This is a genomic window from Pseudomonas vranovensis DSM 16006 (genome assembly GCF_000425805.1).
Taxonomy (GTDB): Bacteria; Pseudomonadota; Gammaproteobacteria; order Pseudomonadales; family Pseudomonadaceae; genus Aquipseudomonas; species Aquipseudomonas vranovensis.
The window spans coordinates 225,705-242,709 of the sequence record NZ_AUED01000011.1; the positions used below are offsets into that span (position 1 = coordinate 225,705).

Below are 17,005 nucleotides of genomic sequence, written 5' to 3' on the forward strand. Positions count from 1 at the left end.
TGCCCCGCGATAGCGATTAATCAGTCAAATCGCTACCGTGGGGCAAGCCCGCTCCTGCAAATCAATCGTAGATAACCTTCTTCTTCCAGTCATCGTTGCCGTCGGTCTTCAGCCCTTCGGTCAGCTCGTTGACTTCATCTGCTGCGGGCTCGAGCTGGCTCAACACTTGGGCGTTGGCGCGGGCCAGGAGCTTTTCCAGGTACTCGAGCTGTTCGCGGTACAGCGCTGGGTCTGGCTGCTTGCGCAGGTACTGGACCCCTCGCTCGAAGGCCAGGCGTGCGTGCCCCGGCTGGTTCTGCTGCAGCGCCTGCTGGCCCAGGTTGTTGAAGAACTCGATATGCAGCAGTACCAGGATGTGGCGGATTTCCTTGATCCAGGCCTTGGCTTCGCTGGTAGGCAGAAACCCTTCCTGGGCGGCGCGGGTAATCTGGTTGTGCAGGCCTTCGAGCAGAAAACGTACATCCTTGGCCCGGGCTTCGGTCTGGATCGGCGCGGGTGGGTTGTTCACCGGCAGCGCCTCGCCCTGGGCGATCAGGGCTTCAAGTTCGGCAATGCGTGCGCGGATTTCGCCGTTGTGCTTGTCCACGGCGAGCTGGCGCTGGTTGAGGTTGAGTTCAAGGCGGGTCAGCAGCAGTTTCAGGGCAGGGGTCATCAACTGGCCGGGAAAGGTTTCGGTGATCTCGCCACAGCGGCGCAAGCGATCAGCCAGCTCGATCTTCAGCCGCGCGCGCTCGAGCTTGTTACTCTCGACTACGTTATTGAGATAGCCGATCACGATCAATAACGCGATCCCCGCCACAATAAGCAGGGTGATCATAAGTGGTGTCACCGTTAACGCCTCATACAGGATGATTTACCATTTGAGTGTAGTGGCTAAGCATTTAGGCGGATAGGGTTGTTTGGCGGTAGTCACGGCCCCTTGATGGCGTTTTGCCGCTGGGTTGCCGCAGCCGTAAGGGTTTGGGTCACAGATGTGTGCCAATAAATAAACGCCAAGGACCAGGCGCGGGCCATCCAGGTACAGCACTGCAAAGCACTGGGAAGTCATTGATTTAAATAAATTTATACAGAGGGGTTGACGACTTCCCAAAGCATCCCTAGAATGCGCGCCACTTGCAGCGTAAAGCACACAGCGGAACGCGGCAGGGAGTGAATGTTGTAGTGTGTCCCCTTCGTCTAGTGGCCTAGGACACCGCCCTTTCACGGCGGTAACAGGGGTTCGAGTCCCCTAGGGGACGCCAATGCGGGAATAGCTCAGTTGGTAGAGCACGACCTTGCCAAGGTCGGGGTCGCGAGTTCGAGTCTCGTTTCCCGCTCCAGTTTACAAAAGCTCTGCTTTACGGCAGGGCTTGTAAAAATCCAGATACAGGCCTTCAGGGTTTGAATCTGGTCACTGAAACATGCGTTGCATGTTTTGGGCGTCGTCCCCTTCGTCTAGTGGCCTAGGACACCGCCCTTTCACGGCGGTAACAGGGGTTCGAGTCCCCTAGGGGACGCCATTTTGCGGGAATAGCTCAGTTGGTAGAGCACGACCTTGCCAAGGTCGGGGTCGCGAGTTCGAGTCTCGTTTCCCGCTCCAAATCTAAAAACGCCGTTCAATTGAACGGCGTTTTTTTTTGCCCCCATATTCCTCTACATCAGTGACGATGCTGATCGGCAAGGCTGAATAGCGAACTCCCCAGCGATGTTGAGACTTCTACCCGCAGAATACTTCGTACTTCCAGGCCTTGCTGCGCCTGCCGGCGTTGGTACTCGATACCCTTGCGTGCATCCGCCAGTGATTTCAGGTGGCCGCTACCGTGAGCAAAGCGCTCTCGTGGGGTGTTGGCCTCAGGGTAATGAAAATGGGCTTCCCACAGCGGCTGGGCCTGCAGATCGGTGATCAGGTATTTATCCATGTAGTGGCGTTTGCTGCCTTTACCAATCAAAAGCCTGGTGTCGTTCAGTTTTCTGACGTTGACCTCTTGCAGGCGTATCAGATTGGTCAGGTAGCTGGCATTGGGTTTTTCAGGGTTCTTGTAGATCTTCAGCGTCAGTTCGTGGGCCAGATTTCGCAACATGTCACTGTTTTTGACAAGGTCCTGGCGCTGCTCGAGCCATTGGGTTTCAAGCGGGGCGTTAGTCGCCTGCCTGTCAAAATTTGCGATCAAGGCGTTCAAGGTGTCGACGCGGTTTAGTAAGGGTTCGTAGACGTTTGCAGCCACTGCATCGTTCCCCTGAGCCTGAGCGTTGGCCTGCCGAACGAGTCGATCAATATCCTTGAGGTTTCGAGTTGCAGCATTACCCAGTTGAGCGAGTGTGCGCTCGGCTGCGATGACTTTTTCCCGCCATCCATTGAGTAGGGTGTGCTCAACCTGTCGTGGCGTCGATCCATCACTGACATCCAGCAAAGTCAACGTGTTGGTATCGGCTCCCCGCTGCTCCGCCAGTACCAGTCGGTAGTTGTCGTGATGCTGCATGGCAATGATGCGTTTGCTTCGGCGGACGGTGTGTGGATGTGAAGAGGTGGAGGGCAGGGCTGGCAGGTATTCGATGTCTATGCCCTTCAAGTCGGTGGAGGGCGCTTGCTTCCCTTCATTCTGTTGCAACAGAACTTGCAATTGCTGCAGGCTTCGGTCACGGAAAAAGTCCACAACTTTGATGCATTCATCAATGTGCGCGGCGTCGGAATCGAGCGCATTGGAAGGATGGTCTTCCTTGAGGAGTTTGTATCCTTCACCGATTGCATCAAGCCGTTCCTGGAGGTGTGCGAGCAGTGCGAATTGTTTGTCTTCAGGCGTTTGAGCGATATCGATCAGTAACAAGGCTGCCTGGGTGAAGTCATGTTGCAGGTGCAACGGTTGCGGCCTGAGTGTTGCGGGCGCAGTCAAGTCGTGTGTATCGCTGACACTCAGCAACTGGCTACGCAGATTCACCATACCGATGCGGACTTGGTAGTGCGTGTACAGTGAGTCGATATCATTGATCTGTTGATACTCGACTCGGGGGAGCGCCTGCTGGTCAAGTTGAGCCAAGAGCTGGTCGCGTTGATGCGTCAAGGGAAGTTTTTCGATAAAACTGTCCAGGGCAATGCGTCGAGACCTACGGTAGTCGCCGCATACTTTAGGCGTGAGTAAAGCATTGAAAATATCCAGGCCCGAAGTGGGGTCCAGATTGTCGTCGTCCAGCCTGTCGTGCATGTCCAGATCGGCGATCAGGGCAACGTGATTCAGCGCGAGAATCAATTTCCCTACAATCAATTGGTAGCTTTTTTGGAAGTGAGCGGGAGAGTCCAATAGGGTGAGGAATTCCCGGTGCTGCTCCAGCAAGGTCTTGTGCAGCTCCAGGTCTTGAATGTATTCGTGGTATTTTTGCTTGGCTGTGTCGCGCTTCGCCCCAGGCTGGGATGTAACGTTCGCGATGATTGGCATGACCCTTACAAACTTATCGAGTTTGTCTGCTGACGCATTGAGCTCCTGCTTGATCTTTTCGTTCTTTGCCTTTATTTCCATCAACTTGCGTCCACCACCAGCACCCCTGCCAGACCCTCCTAGCCCACCAATTAGAATGCCTTGCCAGTGGCCCTGACCGTCCAGAGCGATAGCCTCGCTGCGGCCGGGACGTGATGCCTGGTACTCGTTGTTCGCTGCCTGAGCAACAGGGTCTTGGGCATGTACAATGCGCCAGATTGCTTGCGCTGGTGAAGAGGCTTGTTTGTCACGCAGCACTTGATACACGCCGTCTTCGATCAACACATAGTATTTGTGATCAAGTGTGATAATCCCTTCGCTATTGGGCTGTGCTTCCCCGACGTCCATTGGCAGGCGAAAGGTGGATAACCGCGATGCGCTCAGTGGAAACTGATTGGTATGCGGTAACAACTCCACCAGATCGGAACGCAGCCCTGCGGCCTGGCGCTGAAGGGTGTTGATCAGTGCGTCGTTGGCGTAGACATCGAAGCCGATAGCTATGCGTTGTTCGTCATTTAGCGTGCGAAGTATCGCTTTGGCCAAGCCGGCCTGGCCGGACCCGATCTGAATCAAGTCGCCGGTGTGGAAGCTACCTGCGTAGCGATTGGATGTGCGGTACAGATTAATGAAGGTTTGGGGGGCTTCCAATGCGTATTGGGCAAGGACAGTGGGTGTAGCAGTGACTTGTCCGCCGTGATCAATTGCACCTGTGTGCACACGAATGCCCAACGACGTTGGCCAGCCAGGGCGGCTGATGAGGAGCGCGCAAAATAGCGCTTCGCTATCGGCGGGGTTTGAAAAATCTGCGGTTGCCGAAAAGCCAAAAACACCTTGCAGTACGCGTTGCTCCATTTGTACTTGCAGGATGGCGTTCAGTGCCTCACTGGAGATCGGGCTGTCGCTGCCGAGCGTGCGCAACTCTGGGTGCTGCAGAAACAGATGGTCACGCGCTGCTGGAGAAAGCGCAGGAAATCGCTCGGTCAATGCCCCGGGATCGTCTGCAAAACCAGGTTTGAAATCCGTGAGCTCCAGTTGAAGTACTTCGAGCAATTGCCAGGGAGGTGTGGCACCTGAGCGCCAGAGCAGGTCCAGTTGCGAGCGTTCTACATTCGCCAGGCCCAGTAACCACTGGGCCCTCTGGGGTTCGATGGTCGGCAGATGTTCAGGCAGAAGCTGTTGAAGCAATAGGGTGTCAGTCAAGTTGTCGGTGCTGTCGTACGCTGAAAGATATTCATGGTGATCGTCGTCCGGCCAGTGCAGGGCCTGCCGGTGACTTCCCAGGTTGACGATGCTGGGATTGCCCATGGAGTTGATCAGTTGGCGAGTCCGGCGCCTTGAGAGCCTGGCCCCTATTCCTTGTAGGCGGGCGCTGATAGCAAGATCCGAGATATCGCCCAGCGCTTGTATGAACTCCGTACGATTGCCGTGATTCAGGGCAATGCCGGCAGTGAAGGTCTGATAGGCCATGCTGCCAAACGTAGCAGCCAACATTACCCGGTTGAGCCCGGTAACGCCCCCCGGCGCAGGAAGCGTGAGTAGCTCCAATGTCTGCCATAAAACGATGCTGGCGTGATCGGACAGCGATTTGAAGCGTCGCTCGCCAAGTGTCACCGCCAATGAAGCCAGGTTCGATTTGACCGTGGACTTTTCCAGCAGGGTCAAGTTTTCGCGCAGTGAGTCTTTACAGGCGTATGGACTGATCGCGAGTGTGTGCTGCGGCGTTGTTGTGTCTCCGAAGGCGGCATAGAGAAGTTTGGCTGCCCAGTTCAGGTCTGATCGATTGATGGCGGGGGTTTTCAGGTGATTGCGCAGCGTTATCTGGTCACTGTGCTTCAAGGCTGCGATAAACCAGGCCTCCGTGGGGTTCGCTCGAATTTGCTCGATGATTGAGTCAACGGCCTCGTCGTGACTGAAGTGTCGACGCAAAGCCCCGCCGGGGCGATTTGGAAAATAGCTGACGCTTTGGTGAGTGCCGAATGCCGTAAACCGCCGAAGAAAAAAAGGCAGCGGAATGGATGCGTCGGCGAACGTGAGTTTGCACTGGGTCCAAGGCTGGGCTTTATCGTTAAAGATGCCAGCTATTGCGGGTAATTCCTGTGGCGTAATACCGTTTGCTTGCGGTTCGCGAATGGCATCCAGTCCGGCAAGTTCGAACAGGTTCTCATGGTATTGAGATAGGAGCCTATCAGCATCGGCATTCATTGCCGTGTCCAGGCGTGATTGCAACGCTGTCCCCAGATCAAGGCGGTGGGCAACCCGCTCGAAGGTTTCCGCACTGATGACTGGCGTGTGCTCCTTTGCGCCATTGGCATGTCGACTGATATAGCTGTGTTCCAGATAGCTGTTTTGGTAGGACGGCGGATACGTGTGGGATAAATCCAACCTTGCCGCATCCCAGAGGGTAAAGGACTGAGTGCGTTCTCTGGCGGCGGTGGCGGCGAGGTCTCTACGGCTACGAACGGGCACTTCAAGAATTTTAGTGTGGAAGTACCAGGTCGTTGGATCGATGCGCTCTTGGCCATGAACGGGGAGGGAGTCCTGGAGGCGTTTGACGCTGTCTTGCTCGAACGTTGCCATGCAATCGGCAAGTAACTGAATCAAGGTGTTCTGTTGAGTGCCAATCAGCTTGCTCAGCTGTAGGTATCGTTGCTGGCTTTCGCTGTCGAGAGGTCCGAAATAGAGGTTTAGATTGTTCTCGATATACGTCAAGACGCGCTGATCCATATGGCTGCGCGCGGTATGAAAAGCAGCTTCATCAGGATGAACGGGTGGGGTTCGTGGCTGATCTGACATGATGGCTTCCTGCAGTCTATGAGCCTTTTGGCCCGTGGTTGAGTGCAGGAAGAATGAAAGGGTGTTGTAACGGCTGGGGGCTAAATATCTATTGCGGGGCAACGCTGCCTGGTGTGGCCAGGTCGCTGCAATTCCCCGTCGGGAATTGCAGCGAGTCTTTTCAGTGCTTGCTGTCGTCGTCGGACATGCTCAGCAGCTGTTTTTCCTGGTTCCAGTCGAAGGGCTCGTCGCTCTGCTCGGCTTCGTAACGACGCTCTTCCAGGGTCTGGTACACCTGAAGTTCTTCGTCCGGCATGTAGTGCAGACAGTCACCACCGAAGAACCACAGCAGGTCTCGTGGTACCAGATGGGCGATTTGCGGATAGCGCTGGATAACCTGGCACATCAGGTCCTGGCCCAGGTAGGTGCTTTCCGGGTCGACCGGCAGTTGTAGCATCAGGTCGTCGAAACGCTCCAGGAACAGCGCGTGGCTTTCTTCCGGCACCTGCTCGGCCTCTCCCAGGGCAGCCAGGATAGTGCGCAGGTGGGAGAGCAGGGCGAGATGATATTCCAGGCGATCGGTAGCCATGCAGGCGGTCCTCATGAGCAAAAACGGGCGCGGGAGTATACGGCTCCCGGCGCCCGATGTCCCGGCCCTTATCGAATTTTGCCAGGGGTGGGTTGCAGAGCTTCCTTGCTGAATGCATCGACATCTATCACGGTGCGTCGAGCTGCCTCGGCGGCGTGCAGGGTCTGTGCTTCGTCAGCCTCAAGCGCGCCGACGCGCAGGGCCGCCTCGATAGCTGACTCGCCTGGTGTCGGGTTGACCTGGCCGCTCTTTAGCGCCTGATGCAGTTTTTGCTGCAAGGGAATGCACGCATCGAGCAGGGTGCTGGCCTGTTGCAAGGCGCCAACTGGATCATTGGGGTCTTGTGGGCGGTAGCAGCCGGCAAGCAGTTCCTCCAGTGCCGGGTCGCCTTTGGCGCGGCCGATCAGCGCAGCCACCTCTGCGTCCAGTGCGTCGCTTGGACCGGTATGCCGGCGCCCAAACGGGAAAACCACCAGGCGCAACGCGCAGCCCAGCCAGCGATTGGGGAAGTTGTCGAGCAGGCGGTCCAGGGCTTTCTCTGCCAGGCCCAGGCTTTCCTCCAGGGCCCAGCGCAGTAGCGGTTGCAGATGTTCTGGGGAGCCAAGGTCGTAGTAACGCTTGAGTGCGGCTGAACTCAGGTAGAGGTTGCTCAACACATCGCCCAGGCGTGCAGACAGTCGCTCGCGGCGTTTAAGCTCACCACCGAGCAGCATCATGCACAGGTCAGCTAGCAGGGCGAACGCCGCCGCCTGACGATTGAGGGCCCGGAAATAGCCCTGGCTCAGGGCATCGCCGGGGGCCTTCTCGAAGTGGCCCAGGCCAAGGCCCAGGACCAGGGTGCTGGCAGCATTGCCGACAGCGAAGCCGATGTGCTGCATCAGCAACTGGTCAAACTCGTTGAGCGCCTGGACATGGTCTTCCCGTCCGGCCAGGGCCATTTCCTTGAGTACGAAGGGGTGGCAGCGAATTGCACCCTGGCCAAAGATCATCAGGTTGCGCGAGAGGATATTGGCGCCCTCTACCGTGATGAAGATCGGCGCCCCTTGCCAGTTTCGCCCAAGGTAATTGTTCGGCCCCATGATGATGCCCTTGCCGCCATGTACGTCCATGGCGTGCTGGATGCACTCGCGGCCGCGTTCAGTCAGGTGGTACTTGAGAATCGCCGACAGCACCGAAGGCTTTTCTCCCAGGTCGACAGCCTTCGCCGTGAGTAGGCGGGCGCTGTCCATCAGAAAGGCATTGCCGCCGATCCGCGCCAGGGATTCCTGGATGCCTTCAAAGGCCGCCAGCGGCACATTGAACTGCTCGCGAATCCGCGCGTACTGGCCGGTGACCAGGCTGGTGTACTTGGCAGCACCCGTACCCACTGCGGGCAAGGAGATCGAGCGTCCGACCGACAGGCAGTTCATCAGCATCATCCAGCCTTTGCCGAGCATGGCCTGGCCGCCGATCAGCAAGTCCAGCGGCACGAACACGTCCTTGCCACTGTTGGGACCGTTCATGAAGGCTGCCCCCAAGGGCAAGTGGCGCTGGCCGATCTCGACGCCTGGGAGATCGGTGGGAATAAGCGCCAGGCTGATGCCCAGTTCTTCCTCATCGCCCAGCAGGTGTTCCGGGTCATAGGCCTTGAAGGCCAGGCCCAGCAATGTCGCAACGGGTCCCAGCGTGATGTAGCGCTTTTCCCAGTTCAGGCGCAGGCCAACGACCTCTTCGCCCTGCCATTGGCCTTTGCAGATAATGCCAGTATCGGGCATGGCACCTGCGTCGGAGCCAGCAAGTGGACCGGTGAGGGCAAAGCAGGGGATCTCATCGCCGCGGGCCAGGCGTGGCAGGTAATGGTTGCGTTGCTCGTCGGTGCCGTAGTGCAGCAGCAGTTCGGCCGGCCCCAGGGAGTTGGGGACCATGACGGTCGAGGCCAGGTCGCCGCTGCGCGTCGCCAGCTTCATGGCGACCTGAGAGTGGGCGTAGGCCGAGAAGCCCTTGCCGCCGTATTCCTTGGGAATGATCAGGGCGAAGAAACCATGGGACTTGATATGCTCCCAAGCCGCGGGCGGCAGGTCCAGGTCCTGGCCAATCTGCCAGTCGCTGACCATGGCGCAGAGTTCCTCGGTAGGCCCGTCGATGAAGGCTTGTTCCTCTTCGCTCAGTTCTGCCCGGGAGTAGCCGAGCAGGGTGTTCCAGTTCGGGCGACCGCTGAACAGCTCGCCATCCCACCACACGGTGCCGGCGTCTATGGCTTCACGCTCGGTCTGCGACATGGGCGGAAGGGTGCGCTGGAACCAGCCGAACAGCGGGCCGCTGAAGACCTTGCGGCGAAGGTCGGGCAGCAGCACCAGGGCCGCTTTTGCCGCTAGCACCAGCCAGAAGATCGCCAGTAGCCATCCGGGCGCGTGACTGAAAATACCCATCAGCAGCACATAGGCCGCGAGGATGGCCAGCGCCGGCACGGCGCCAATGCGTCGGTGGGCCAGATAGGCTGCACCGATCACCAAAACAACCAACCACAACAGCAACATATCCTTTCCTCCGTGAACGTCGGGGTATCGAGCGACCCCTCAGAGCTTAGTCGGCATCCAATATTCGGCTTGCTTGAACAATGACCGGGTGGAGTTCCGGGAGTTCGCCGGAATGCCCAAACGATTGCCTCGAAAAATGTCAGGAGTAGACTGGGCGGCCCGAACATTCATCAGGACGACGTCATGCTCAAGATCTGGGGCCGGAAGAATTCGACCAATGTCAGGAAAGTGCTGTGGTGCGCCGAGGAACTGGGCCTTGAATATGAGTCGATCGATGCCGGCGGCGCCTTCGGCCTGGTCAACGAGCCCGAATACCGGTCGCTGAATCCCAATGGCCTGGTACCGATGATCGAGGACGACGGACTGGTGCTTTGGGAGTCCAATGCCATCGTGCGTTATCTGTGTGCGCAATATGGCAAGGATGTCGATTGGTATATCAATGAGCCTCGTCAGCGCGCCGAGGCGGACAAGTGGATGGATTGGGTCACGTCTTCTCTGGCCTCGCCGTTCCGGCCTTTGTTCTGGGGCATCCTGCGCACGCCGGCCGACCAGCAGGACTGGGTGGCGATCAATGCCGCACACAAGACCTGTGCGCAACTGCTGTCGATCGCCGATCAGACGCTGGCCGAGCGTCCGTACTTGTCGGGGGAGCACTTGGGCATGGGTGATATCCCCCTGGGCTGTTTTGTCTACGCATGGTTTGAAATGCCCATCGAACGGCCCGAGATGCGCCACCTGCGCGCCTGGTACGAGCGCTTGCAGGAACGCCCGGCCTATCAGGCTGCAGTGATGACCGCGCTGACCTGATCGCTGCGGTCACCCTGATAGTTATTATCGATACACATGACTGTACTTGTATGGCCTGGGCAAGCACCATGGCCATATTCACTGCGGCCGGTCTGTCCAGTCGCTTCCTGACCCCTTCATTCTGGTGCATGACCCGCTATGAGTTCTGCTCTGTCCATAAGGCAGCTAACCAAGACCTACGGCAACGGCTTCCAGGCCCTCAAGGGCATCGACCTGGATGTCGCCGAAGGTGACTTCTTCGCCCTGCTTGGCCCCAACGGTGCCGGCAAGTCCACCACCATCGGTATCCTCTCGACGCTGGTCAACAAGACCAGTGGCACCGTGAATATCTTCGGCAACGACCTGGATCGCCAGCCGGCCGCGCTCAAGCGCTGTATTGGCGTAGTGCCGCAGGAGTTCAACTTCAACCAGTTCGAGAAGACCTTCGATATCGTCGTGACCCAGGCCGGCTATTACGGTATCCCAGCCAAGGTGGCCAAGGAGCGCGCCGAGAAGTACCTCACCCAGCTGGGGTTGTGGGACAAGCGCGATGTGCCGTCGCGCTCACTCTCCGGTGGCATGAAGCGTCGCTTGATGATCGCCCGGGCGCTGGTGCATGAGCCACGCCTGCTGATTCTCGACGAACCAACGGCGGGGGTGGACATTGAACTGCGTCGCTCGATGTGGAGCTTTCTGACCGAGCTGAACCAGCAGGGCATTACCATCATCCTGACCACGCACTACCTGGAAGAAGCCGAGCAGCTTTGCCGTCATATCGGCATCATCGACCACGGCACCATTGTCGAGAACACCAGCATGCGCTCGCTGTTAAGCAAGCTGCATGTAGAGACGTTCCTGCTCGACCTCAAGCAGGACCTGCCCCAGGCGCCCAGCTTGGTCGGTTACCCGTGCCGGCTGGTCACCCCGCATACCCTGGAAGTCCAGGTGGACAAGGACGTGGGCATTACTGCGCTGTTCAGCCAGCTGGCCCTGCAGAACATCGAAGTGCAAAGCCTGCGCAACAAAACCAATCGTCTCGAGGAGTTGTTCGTGTCTCTGGTTGAGAAAAACCTGGCGAAGGTGGCGGTATGAGTTCGGAACTGAGCGCCAACCTGGTCGCCCTCAATACCATCGTCTATCGCGAGGTTCGCCGCTTTACCCGAATCTGGCCACAGACATTGCTGCCGCCAGCGATCACCATGGTTTTGTATTTCGTGATCTTCGGTAACCTGATTGGTCGGCAGATCGGCGACATGGGTGGTTTCACCTACATGGAGTACATCGTGCCGGGGCTGATCATGATGTCGGTGATCACCAACTCCTATGGCAATGTGGTGTCGAGTTTCTTCGGCAGCAAGTTCCAGCGCTCTATTGAGGAACTGATGGTTTCGCCGGTTTCTCCCCATACCATTCTCATCGGCTACACCCTGGGCGGCGTGTTGCGCGGCTTGGCGGTGGGGTTGATTGTGACCTTGCTGTCGCTGTTCTTCACCGACCTGCAGGTACACCACCTGGGCGTGACCATTCTGGTGGTGGTGTTGACCGCGACCATCTTCTCGTTGCTCGGCTTTATCAACGCCGTGTTTGCGCGCAACTTCGACGATATCTCGATCATCCCGACCTTCGTCCTGACGCCGCTGACTTACCTGGGTGGGGTGTTCTACTCCATCAACCTGCTGCCACCGTTCTGGCAGACGGTGTCGATGGCCAACCCGGTGCTGCACATGGTCAACTCGTTCCGCTACGGTATTCTCGGGGTATCGGATATACGCATCGGCGTGGCCATCACCTTCATGCTGATTGCCACCGCCGTGTTGTACTTCGGCTGCACTCGCCTACTGGTCAGTGGGCGAGGAATGCGTACCTGACGCTTTTTGCTTGCGCCGGCGCCACTGCCGGCCCACCCACCAACGCCAGTAGAGCATGGTGAGGCAGTAGGCCAGGCCGCCGAGCAGCAGGCCGCACACCACTGAGCCCAGCAGAAAGGGCTGCCAAAGGGTGGAAAGCTGGTCGGTGATCCATTCGAACGTCAGTTCCTCAGGCAAGGTCCTGGGGGGGATCTGCATCAGCCAGGCGCCCATCTGGTAGGTGCAGAAGAACACCGGCGGCATGGTGATCGGATTGGTCAGCCAGACCAGGCTGACCGCAATCGGCAGGTTGCCGCGAATCATGATCGCCAGGCTTGCCGCCAGCAGCATCTGCATCGGAATCGGAATAAACGCGGCGAACAGGCCAACCGCCATTGCTCGCGCAACCGAGTGCCGATTCAGGTGCCAGAGGTTCGGGTCGTGCAACAGCCGGCCGAGAAAGCGTAAGGATTTGTGTTCCCTGATGCTGGTCGGGTCGGGCATGTAGCGTTTGAAGAGACGACGCGGCATGTAGGCTCTCGGCTATATGAAGGTGGCAAGTATGCACGGAATCTAAAAACGCCCCATTACAGACTTTGTGACAATTATTGAGCGGATGCACGACTCCAGTGAACTAAGCCTCAGGGGACGGATTTTTACTGGAGCTTCAAATCATGCGCACAGGGATGTTAGCGCTTGCTCTGGGCCTGTTGTGCCTCAGGGTTCTACCGGCTGTGCCATCGGTCGGAATAGTGGCCATGATGGCCCTGATCGGGCTTTGTTGCCTGCCTTGGCGGGCTCGCCTACTGGGCTTGTTCCTGCTGGGATTGAGCTGGGCGTGTGTTTCGGCGCAGCAGGCGCTGGATGATCGCCTGGCACCGGCACTTGATGGTCGCACTGTGTGGCTGGAGGGCAGGGTGGTCGGGTTGCCCGAGCAGGGTGGGCGCGTGGTGCGGTTCGAGCTTGAAGAGGCTCACTCGCGGCGCGCCGAGTTGCCACGTCGGCTGCAACTGAGCTGGTTTGGCGGGCCACCGGTATTCAGTGGCGAGCGTTGGCGCCTGGCGGTCAGCCTCAAGCGCCCCCACGGCTTGCTCAACCCTCATGGTCCGGATCGCGAAGCGACCTTGTTGGCTCGACGCGTCGGCGCTACCGGCAGTGTCAAGGCCGGTGAGCGCCTGGCGCTTGCTGAAGCCGCCTGGCGCGATGGCGTGCGCCAGCGCTTGCTGAGTGTCGATGCCCAGGGGCGTGAGGCCGAGCTGGTGGCGCTGGTGCTAGGCGATGGCAAGGGCCTTGCCCGGGAAAACTGGGATGTACTGCAGGCCACTGGCACGGTTCACTTGCTGGTGATTTCCGGTCAGCACATCGGCCTGCTGGCCGGCTTGGTCTATGGACTGATCGCCGCACTGGCCCGATTGGGTTGGTGGCCTCAACGCCTGCCCTGGTTGCCTTGGGCGTGCGGCCTGGGGTTTGCCGCTGCCCTGGGGTACGGGTTGCTGGCCGGCTTCCAGGTGCCGGTGCAGCGTGCCTGCATGATGCTTGCGATGGTGCTGCTATGGCGCTTGCGCTTTCGCCATCTCGGCGTAGGCCTGCCGTTATTGCTGGCGCTGGTTGCGGTGTTGCTGTGGGAGCCACTGGCCAGTTTGCTGTCTGGGTTCTGGTTGTCGTTTGCCGCTGTTGCGGTACTGACCCTGACCTTCAGTGGCCGCCTGGGCGCCTGGAACCGCTGGTTGGCCTGGGGGCGGGCGCAGTGGCTGATTGCACTGGGGCTTCTGCCGGTGTTGTTGGCGCTGGAGCTGCCGGTCAGTGTGACGGCGCCCTTGGCCAATGTGTTTGCCGTGCCCTGGATCAGCCTGGCGGTGCTGCCCTTGGCGCTACTGGGGACGTTGCTGTTACCCGTGCCGTTGGTGGGCGAATCCCTGCTCTGGATGGCCGGCGGCTTGCTCGACGGTTTGTTTCGACTGCTGGCGGCACTGGCGGACTGGCACCCGGCGTGGGTGCCAGAACCCTTGTCCTGGTTCGTGTGGGGGCTGGTATGTACAGGCGCGCTGTTGCTGCTGTTGCCCCGCGGAGTGCCGATGCGGGTGCTGGGCTGGCCACTGCTGCTACTGGCGGTATTCGCGCCCAGGGAGCGGGTGCCCCACGGCCAGGTGGAAGTCTGGCAGTTGGATGTCGGCCAGGGGTTGGCCTTTGTCCTGCGCACCCGCGACCACGCGATGCTGTATGACGCAGGACCCGCGATGGGAGACCAGGACCTGGGGGAGCGCATCGTGCTGCCGACATTGCGCAAGCTGGGTGTGAATGCGCTCGATCTCATGCTTCTCAGTCATGCCGATGCCGATCATGCGGGCGGTGCCCCAGCGGTGCTGCGCGGTCTGCCAGTGCTCAGGGTCGTGGCTGGAGGGTCGGCAAGACTGCCGGCGGTATTGCAGGCGCAGCCTTGCGACAACGGCCAGCACTGGCAGTGGGATGGAGTGAGCTTTTCGCTCTGGCAGTGGCCAGGCGCTCGTGACAGCAACCAGGACTCTTGTGTGCTGTTGGTTGAGGCGAGTGGTGAGCGGTTGTTGCTTACCGGGGACCTGGATGCACCCGGCGAGCGGGCCTGGGCACATGACTGGCAGGCCACCCGGGTCGACTGGTTGCAGTCTCCGCACCATGGCAGCCGCAGTTCGTCCAGCCAATCGTTGTTGAGTACCACCGCGCCGCGCGGAGTATTGATCTCCAGGGGGCGCTACAACGCGTTCGGCCATCCCCATGCCGAGGTCATGGAACGCTACCGAACAAATGGCATCGAAGTCTTCGACAGCGCCGTACGCGGCGCAGTGCGCCTGCGTCTGGGCGACTTCGGCGAGCCGTTGGGGATGCGTGATCCGCCACGTTTCTGGCGTGACCCCAGTTGACGACCTTCGGCAGATGAGTGCCCAAGGGTCCTATGGTAAAGTGGCGGACTTTTTCAAGGGGATGCTAACTGTGTGGGAATTGGTCAAGTCCGGTGGTTGGATGATGCTGCCGATCATTCTGAGTTCCATCGCTGCCATGGCTATCATCGCCGAGCGCCTGTGGACCCTGCGTGCCAGCCGGGTCACCCCACCGCACCTGCTCGGGCAGGTCTGGATGTGGATCAAGGACAAACAACTCACCAGTGACAAGCTCAAGGCCCTGCGCGCCGATTCGCCGCTCGGCGAGATCCTCGCTGCCGGCCTGGCCAACTCCCGTCATGGTCGAGAGATCATGAAAGAGTGCATCGAAGAAGCCGCGGCACGGGTTATCCACGAGCTGGAGCGTTACATCAATGCCCTGGGTACCATTGCCGCAATGGCGCCACTGCTCGGTTTGCTCGGTACCGTGCTGGGCATGATCGACATTTTCAGTTCGTTCATGGGCACCGGCATGACCGCCAACGCCTCCGTGCTGGCCGGTGGTATCTCCAAGGCGCTGATCACCACGGCAGCAGGCCTGATGGTCGGTATCCCGGCGGTGTTCTTCCACCGTTTCCTGCAGCGGCGCATCGATGAGCTGGTGGTTGGCATGGAGCAGGAAGCCATCAAGCTGGTCGAGGTTGTGCAGGGCGATCGGGATGTCGATCTGGCCGAGGGCAAGGCGTGAAATTCCGGCGCAAGCCACGGGAGACCGTGGACATCAACCTGGCATCATTGATCGATGTGGTGTTCATCCTGCTGCTGTTCTTTGTGGTGACCACCACGTTCACCCGTGAAACCCAGTTGCGGGTCGAGTTGCCGGAGTCGGTCAGTGGCGCCCCGGCGCCCGATACCGAAACCAAGCAACTGGACATCACCATCAGCGCTGATGGCGTCTATTCGGTCAACAACAACCTGTTGCCCAAGAGCGATCTGGCCACCCTGATCGAAGCCCTGCAAAAAGAGTCTGCAGGTAATACCAAAATGCCGTTGTCGATCAGCGCCGACGGCAAGACCCCGCACCAGGCGGTGGTGACTGCCATGGATGCGGCCGGCAAGCTCGGTTTCAGCCAATTGCGCATGACCACGGTCGAGGCTGCTTCGGGGACTCCTTGATGGCCTTTGCCGATCGCCTGCTCAATGCCTGGTATACCGGGCACCCGGCCCTGGCGCTGTTGCGCCCGCTGGAGTCGCTGTATCGCCGGGTGGTGCTGCGCAAGCGTGCGCGCTTCCTGTCGGGGGAGGCCAGCAGCTACCGGGCCCCGGTGCCGGTTGTGGTGGTGGGTAACATCACCGTAGGCGGCACAGGTAAAACCCCCATGATTCTCTGGCTCATCGAGCACTGTCGTCAGCAAGGCTTGCGCGTCGGTGTGGTTAGCCGTGGCTACGGCGCCAAACCTCCTCGATTACCCTGGCGCGTCAGTGCCGAGCAGAGCGCAGCGCAAGCCGGCGATGAGCCCTTGCTGATTGTGCAGCGCAGTGGCGTGCCGTTGATGATCGACCCGGACCGCTCGCGCGCCGTGCAGGCATTGCTGGCCAGTGAACCGCTGGACCTGATCCTGTGTGATGACGGGATGCAGCATTACCGGCTGGCGCGCGATCTGGAGTTGGTGTTGATCGATGCCGCCCGCGGCCTGGGCAATCGCCTTTGCTTGCCCGCAGGTCCGCTGCGTGAGCCTGTGGAGCGCCTGCAGGATGTTGATGCGGTGCTCTACAACGGGGCCGCCGGCGATCGCGACGATGGCTTTGCTTTTGTCCTCAAGCCCACCGCCCTGGTCAATGTCCGCAGTGGTGAGCGTGTGGGGTTGGAACACTTTCCCGCTGGGCAGGCCGTGCATGCCGTGGCGGGTATCGGTAACCCGCAACGTTTCTTCAATACCCTGCAAGGGCTAGACTGGCGGCCAGTAGCGCATGCGTTTGCCGATCACGCGGTGTACAGCGCCCAGGCCCTCAGTTTCACACCGGCGCTGCCGCTGATCATGACCGAGAAGGATGCGGTCAAGTGCCGGGCCTTCGCCGCTGATGACTGGTGGTACCTGGCGGTCGACGCCGTGCCATCGCCGGCCTTCGCGGCCTGGTTGGATGCGCAGCTCGAACGGCTGTTGCAGGCACCGCAGCCCTGATTCTTTTC

The 17,005-nt window shown here is 59.5% G+C and carries 12 protein-coding genes and 4 tRNA genes; 11 read left to right on the forward strand and 5 right to left on the reverse strand.

All coding sequences use genetic code 11. The annotated features are described in order from the left end of the window. Nucleotides 1–61: 61 nt before the first annotated feature. Nucleotides 62–829 (reverse strand): hypothetical protein, encoded by a 768-nt coding sequence (locus tag H621_RS0112645; RefSeq protein ID WP_028943758.1) that lies wholly within the window; start codon nucleotides 827–829, stop codon nucleotides 62–64. Nucleotides 830–1,165: 336 nt separating this feature from the next. On the opposite strand from H621_RS0112645, the gene H621_RS0112650 reads away from it, so the two are divergent. The 4 genes from H621_RS0112650 to H621_RS0112665 all read left to right on the forward strand — a co-directional run bounded on the left by H621_RS0112650 (nucleotide 1,166) and on the right by H621_RS0112665 (nucleotide 1,579). Then, nucleotides 1,166–1,241: transfer RNA gene (locus H621_RS0112650), tRNA-Glu, on the forward strand. Between the two features lie 2 nt (nucleotides 1,242–1,243). Next, nucleotides 1,244–1,319: transfer RNA gene (locus tag H621_RS0112655), tRNA-Gly, on the forward strand. Between the two features lie 104 nt (nucleotides 1,320–1,423). Continuing rightward, nucleotides 1,424–1,499: transfer RNA gene (locus tag H621_RS0112660), tRNA-Glu, on the forward strand. 4 nt (nucleotides 1,500–1,503) lie between these two features. Further along, nucleotides 1,504–1,579, forward strand: a tRNA-Gly gene (locus H621_RS0112665). A 58-nt stretch (nucleotides 1,580–1,637) separates the two neighbouring features. On the opposite strand, the gene H621_RS0112670 is transcribed toward H621_RS0112665, so the two are convergent. From H621_RS0112670 to H621_RS0112680, 3 genes are all read right to left on the reverse strand, one after another. Next, a complete protein-coding gene (locus H621_RS0112670; protein ID WP_156905610.1) occupies nucleotides 1,638–6,242 on the reverse strand; it encodes a hypothetical protein in 4,605 nt (1,534 codons plus the stop codon). A 160-nt stretch (nucleotides 6,243–6,402) separates the two neighbouring features. After that, nucleotides 6,403–6,810 (reverse strand): PA2817 family protein, encoded by a 408-nt coding sequence (locus tag H621_RS0112675; RefSeq protein WP_028943760.1) that lies wholly within the window; start codon nucleotides 6,808–6,810, stop codon nucleotides 6,403–6,405. Nucleotides 6,811–6,878: 68 nt separating this feature from the next. Continuing rightward, nucleotides 6,879–9,326, reverse strand: coding sequence for an acyl-CoA dehydrogenase (locus tag H621_RS0112680; RefSeq protein ID WP_028943761.1), 2,448 nt, complete (start codon nucleotides 9,324–9,326; stop codon nucleotides 6,879–6,881). Nucleotides 9,327–9,509: 183 nt separating this feature from the next. On the opposite strand from H621_RS0112680, the gene H621_RS0112685 reads away from it, so the two are divergent. The 3 genes from H621_RS0112685 (at nucleotide 9,510) to H621_RS0112695 (ending at nucleotide 11,980) form a co-directional block, all read left to right on the forward strand. Further along, a complete protein-coding gene (locus tag H621_RS0112685; RefSeq protein WP_028943762.1) occupies nucleotides 9,510–10,133 on the forward strand; it encodes a glutathione S-transferase family protein in 624 nt (207 codons plus the stop codon). A gap of 138 nt (nucleotides 10,134–10,271) precedes the next feature. Next, the gene (locus tag H621_RS0112690; RefSeq protein WP_028943763.1) at nucleotides 10,272–11,204 is read left to right on the forward strand and encodes an ABC transporter ATP-binding protein; all 933 of its coding nucleotides are present in this window, start codon (nucleotides 10,272–10,274) and stop codon (nucleotides 11,202–11,204) included. Then, the gene (locus tag H621_RS0112695) at nucleotides 11,201–11,980 is read left to right on the forward strand and encodes an ABC transporter permease (RefSeq protein ID WP_028943764.1); all 780 of its coding nucleotides are present in this window, start codon (nucleotides 11,201–11,203) and stop codon (nucleotides 11,978–11,980) included. The genes H621_RS0112690 and H621_RS0112695 overlap by 4 nt, the downstream gene beginning before the upstream one ends. Here the strand turns inward: H621_RS0112695 and H621_RS0112700 are convergent. Then, nucleotides 11,948–12,490, reverse strand: coding sequence for a DUF2062 domain-containing protein (locus H621_RS0112700; RefSeq protein WP_028943765.1), 543 nt, complete (start codon nucleotides 12,488–12,490; stop codon nucleotides 11,948–11,950). The two genes, H621_RS0112695 and H621_RS0112700, sit on opposite strands and share 33 nt — an antisense overlap. A 143-nt stretch (nucleotides 12,491–12,633) precedes the next feature. Between H621_RS0112700 and H621_RS0112705 the strand changes: the two genes are divergently transcribed. The 4 genes from H621_RS0112705 to lpxK all read left to right on the forward strand — a co-directional run bounded on the left by H621_RS0112705 (nucleotide 12,634) and on the right by lpxK (nucleotide 16,997). Then, complete coding sequence (locus tag H621_RS0112705) at nucleotides 12,634–14,856, forward strand: DNA internalization-related competence protein ComEC/Rec2 (protein ID WP_051270528.1); 2,223 nt, start codon at nucleotides 12,634–12,636, stop codon at nucleotides 14,854–14,856. A gap of 70 nt (nucleotides 14,857–14,926) precedes the next feature. Further along, nucleotides 14,927–15,562, forward strand: a complete 636-nt coding sequence (locus tag H621_RS0112710) for a MotA/TolQ/ExbB proton channel family protein (protein WP_167332113.1) — start codon at nucleotides 14,927–14,929, stop codon at nucleotides 15,560–15,562. Then, nucleotides 15,559–15,990 (forward strand): ExbD/TolR family protein, encoded by a 432-nt coding sequence (locus H621_RS0112715; RefSeq protein WP_028943768.1) that lies wholly within the window; start codon nucleotides 15,559–15,561, stop codon nucleotides 15,988–15,990. Before H621_RS0112710 ends, H621_RS0112715 begins: the two co-directional genes overlap by 4 nt. Continuing rightward, nucleotides 15,990–16,997 carry a tetraacyldisaccharide 4'-kinase gene (lpxK, locus tag H621_RS0112720; RefSeq protein WP_028943769.1) on the forward strand — a complete coding sequence of 336 codons (1,008 nt, stop codon included), beginning with the start codon at nucleotides 15,990–15,992 and terminating at the stop codon, nucleotides 16,995–16,997. Before H621_RS0112715 ends, lpxK begins: the two co-directional genes overlap by 1 nt. Nucleotides 16,998–17,005: the final 8 nt, after the last annotated feature.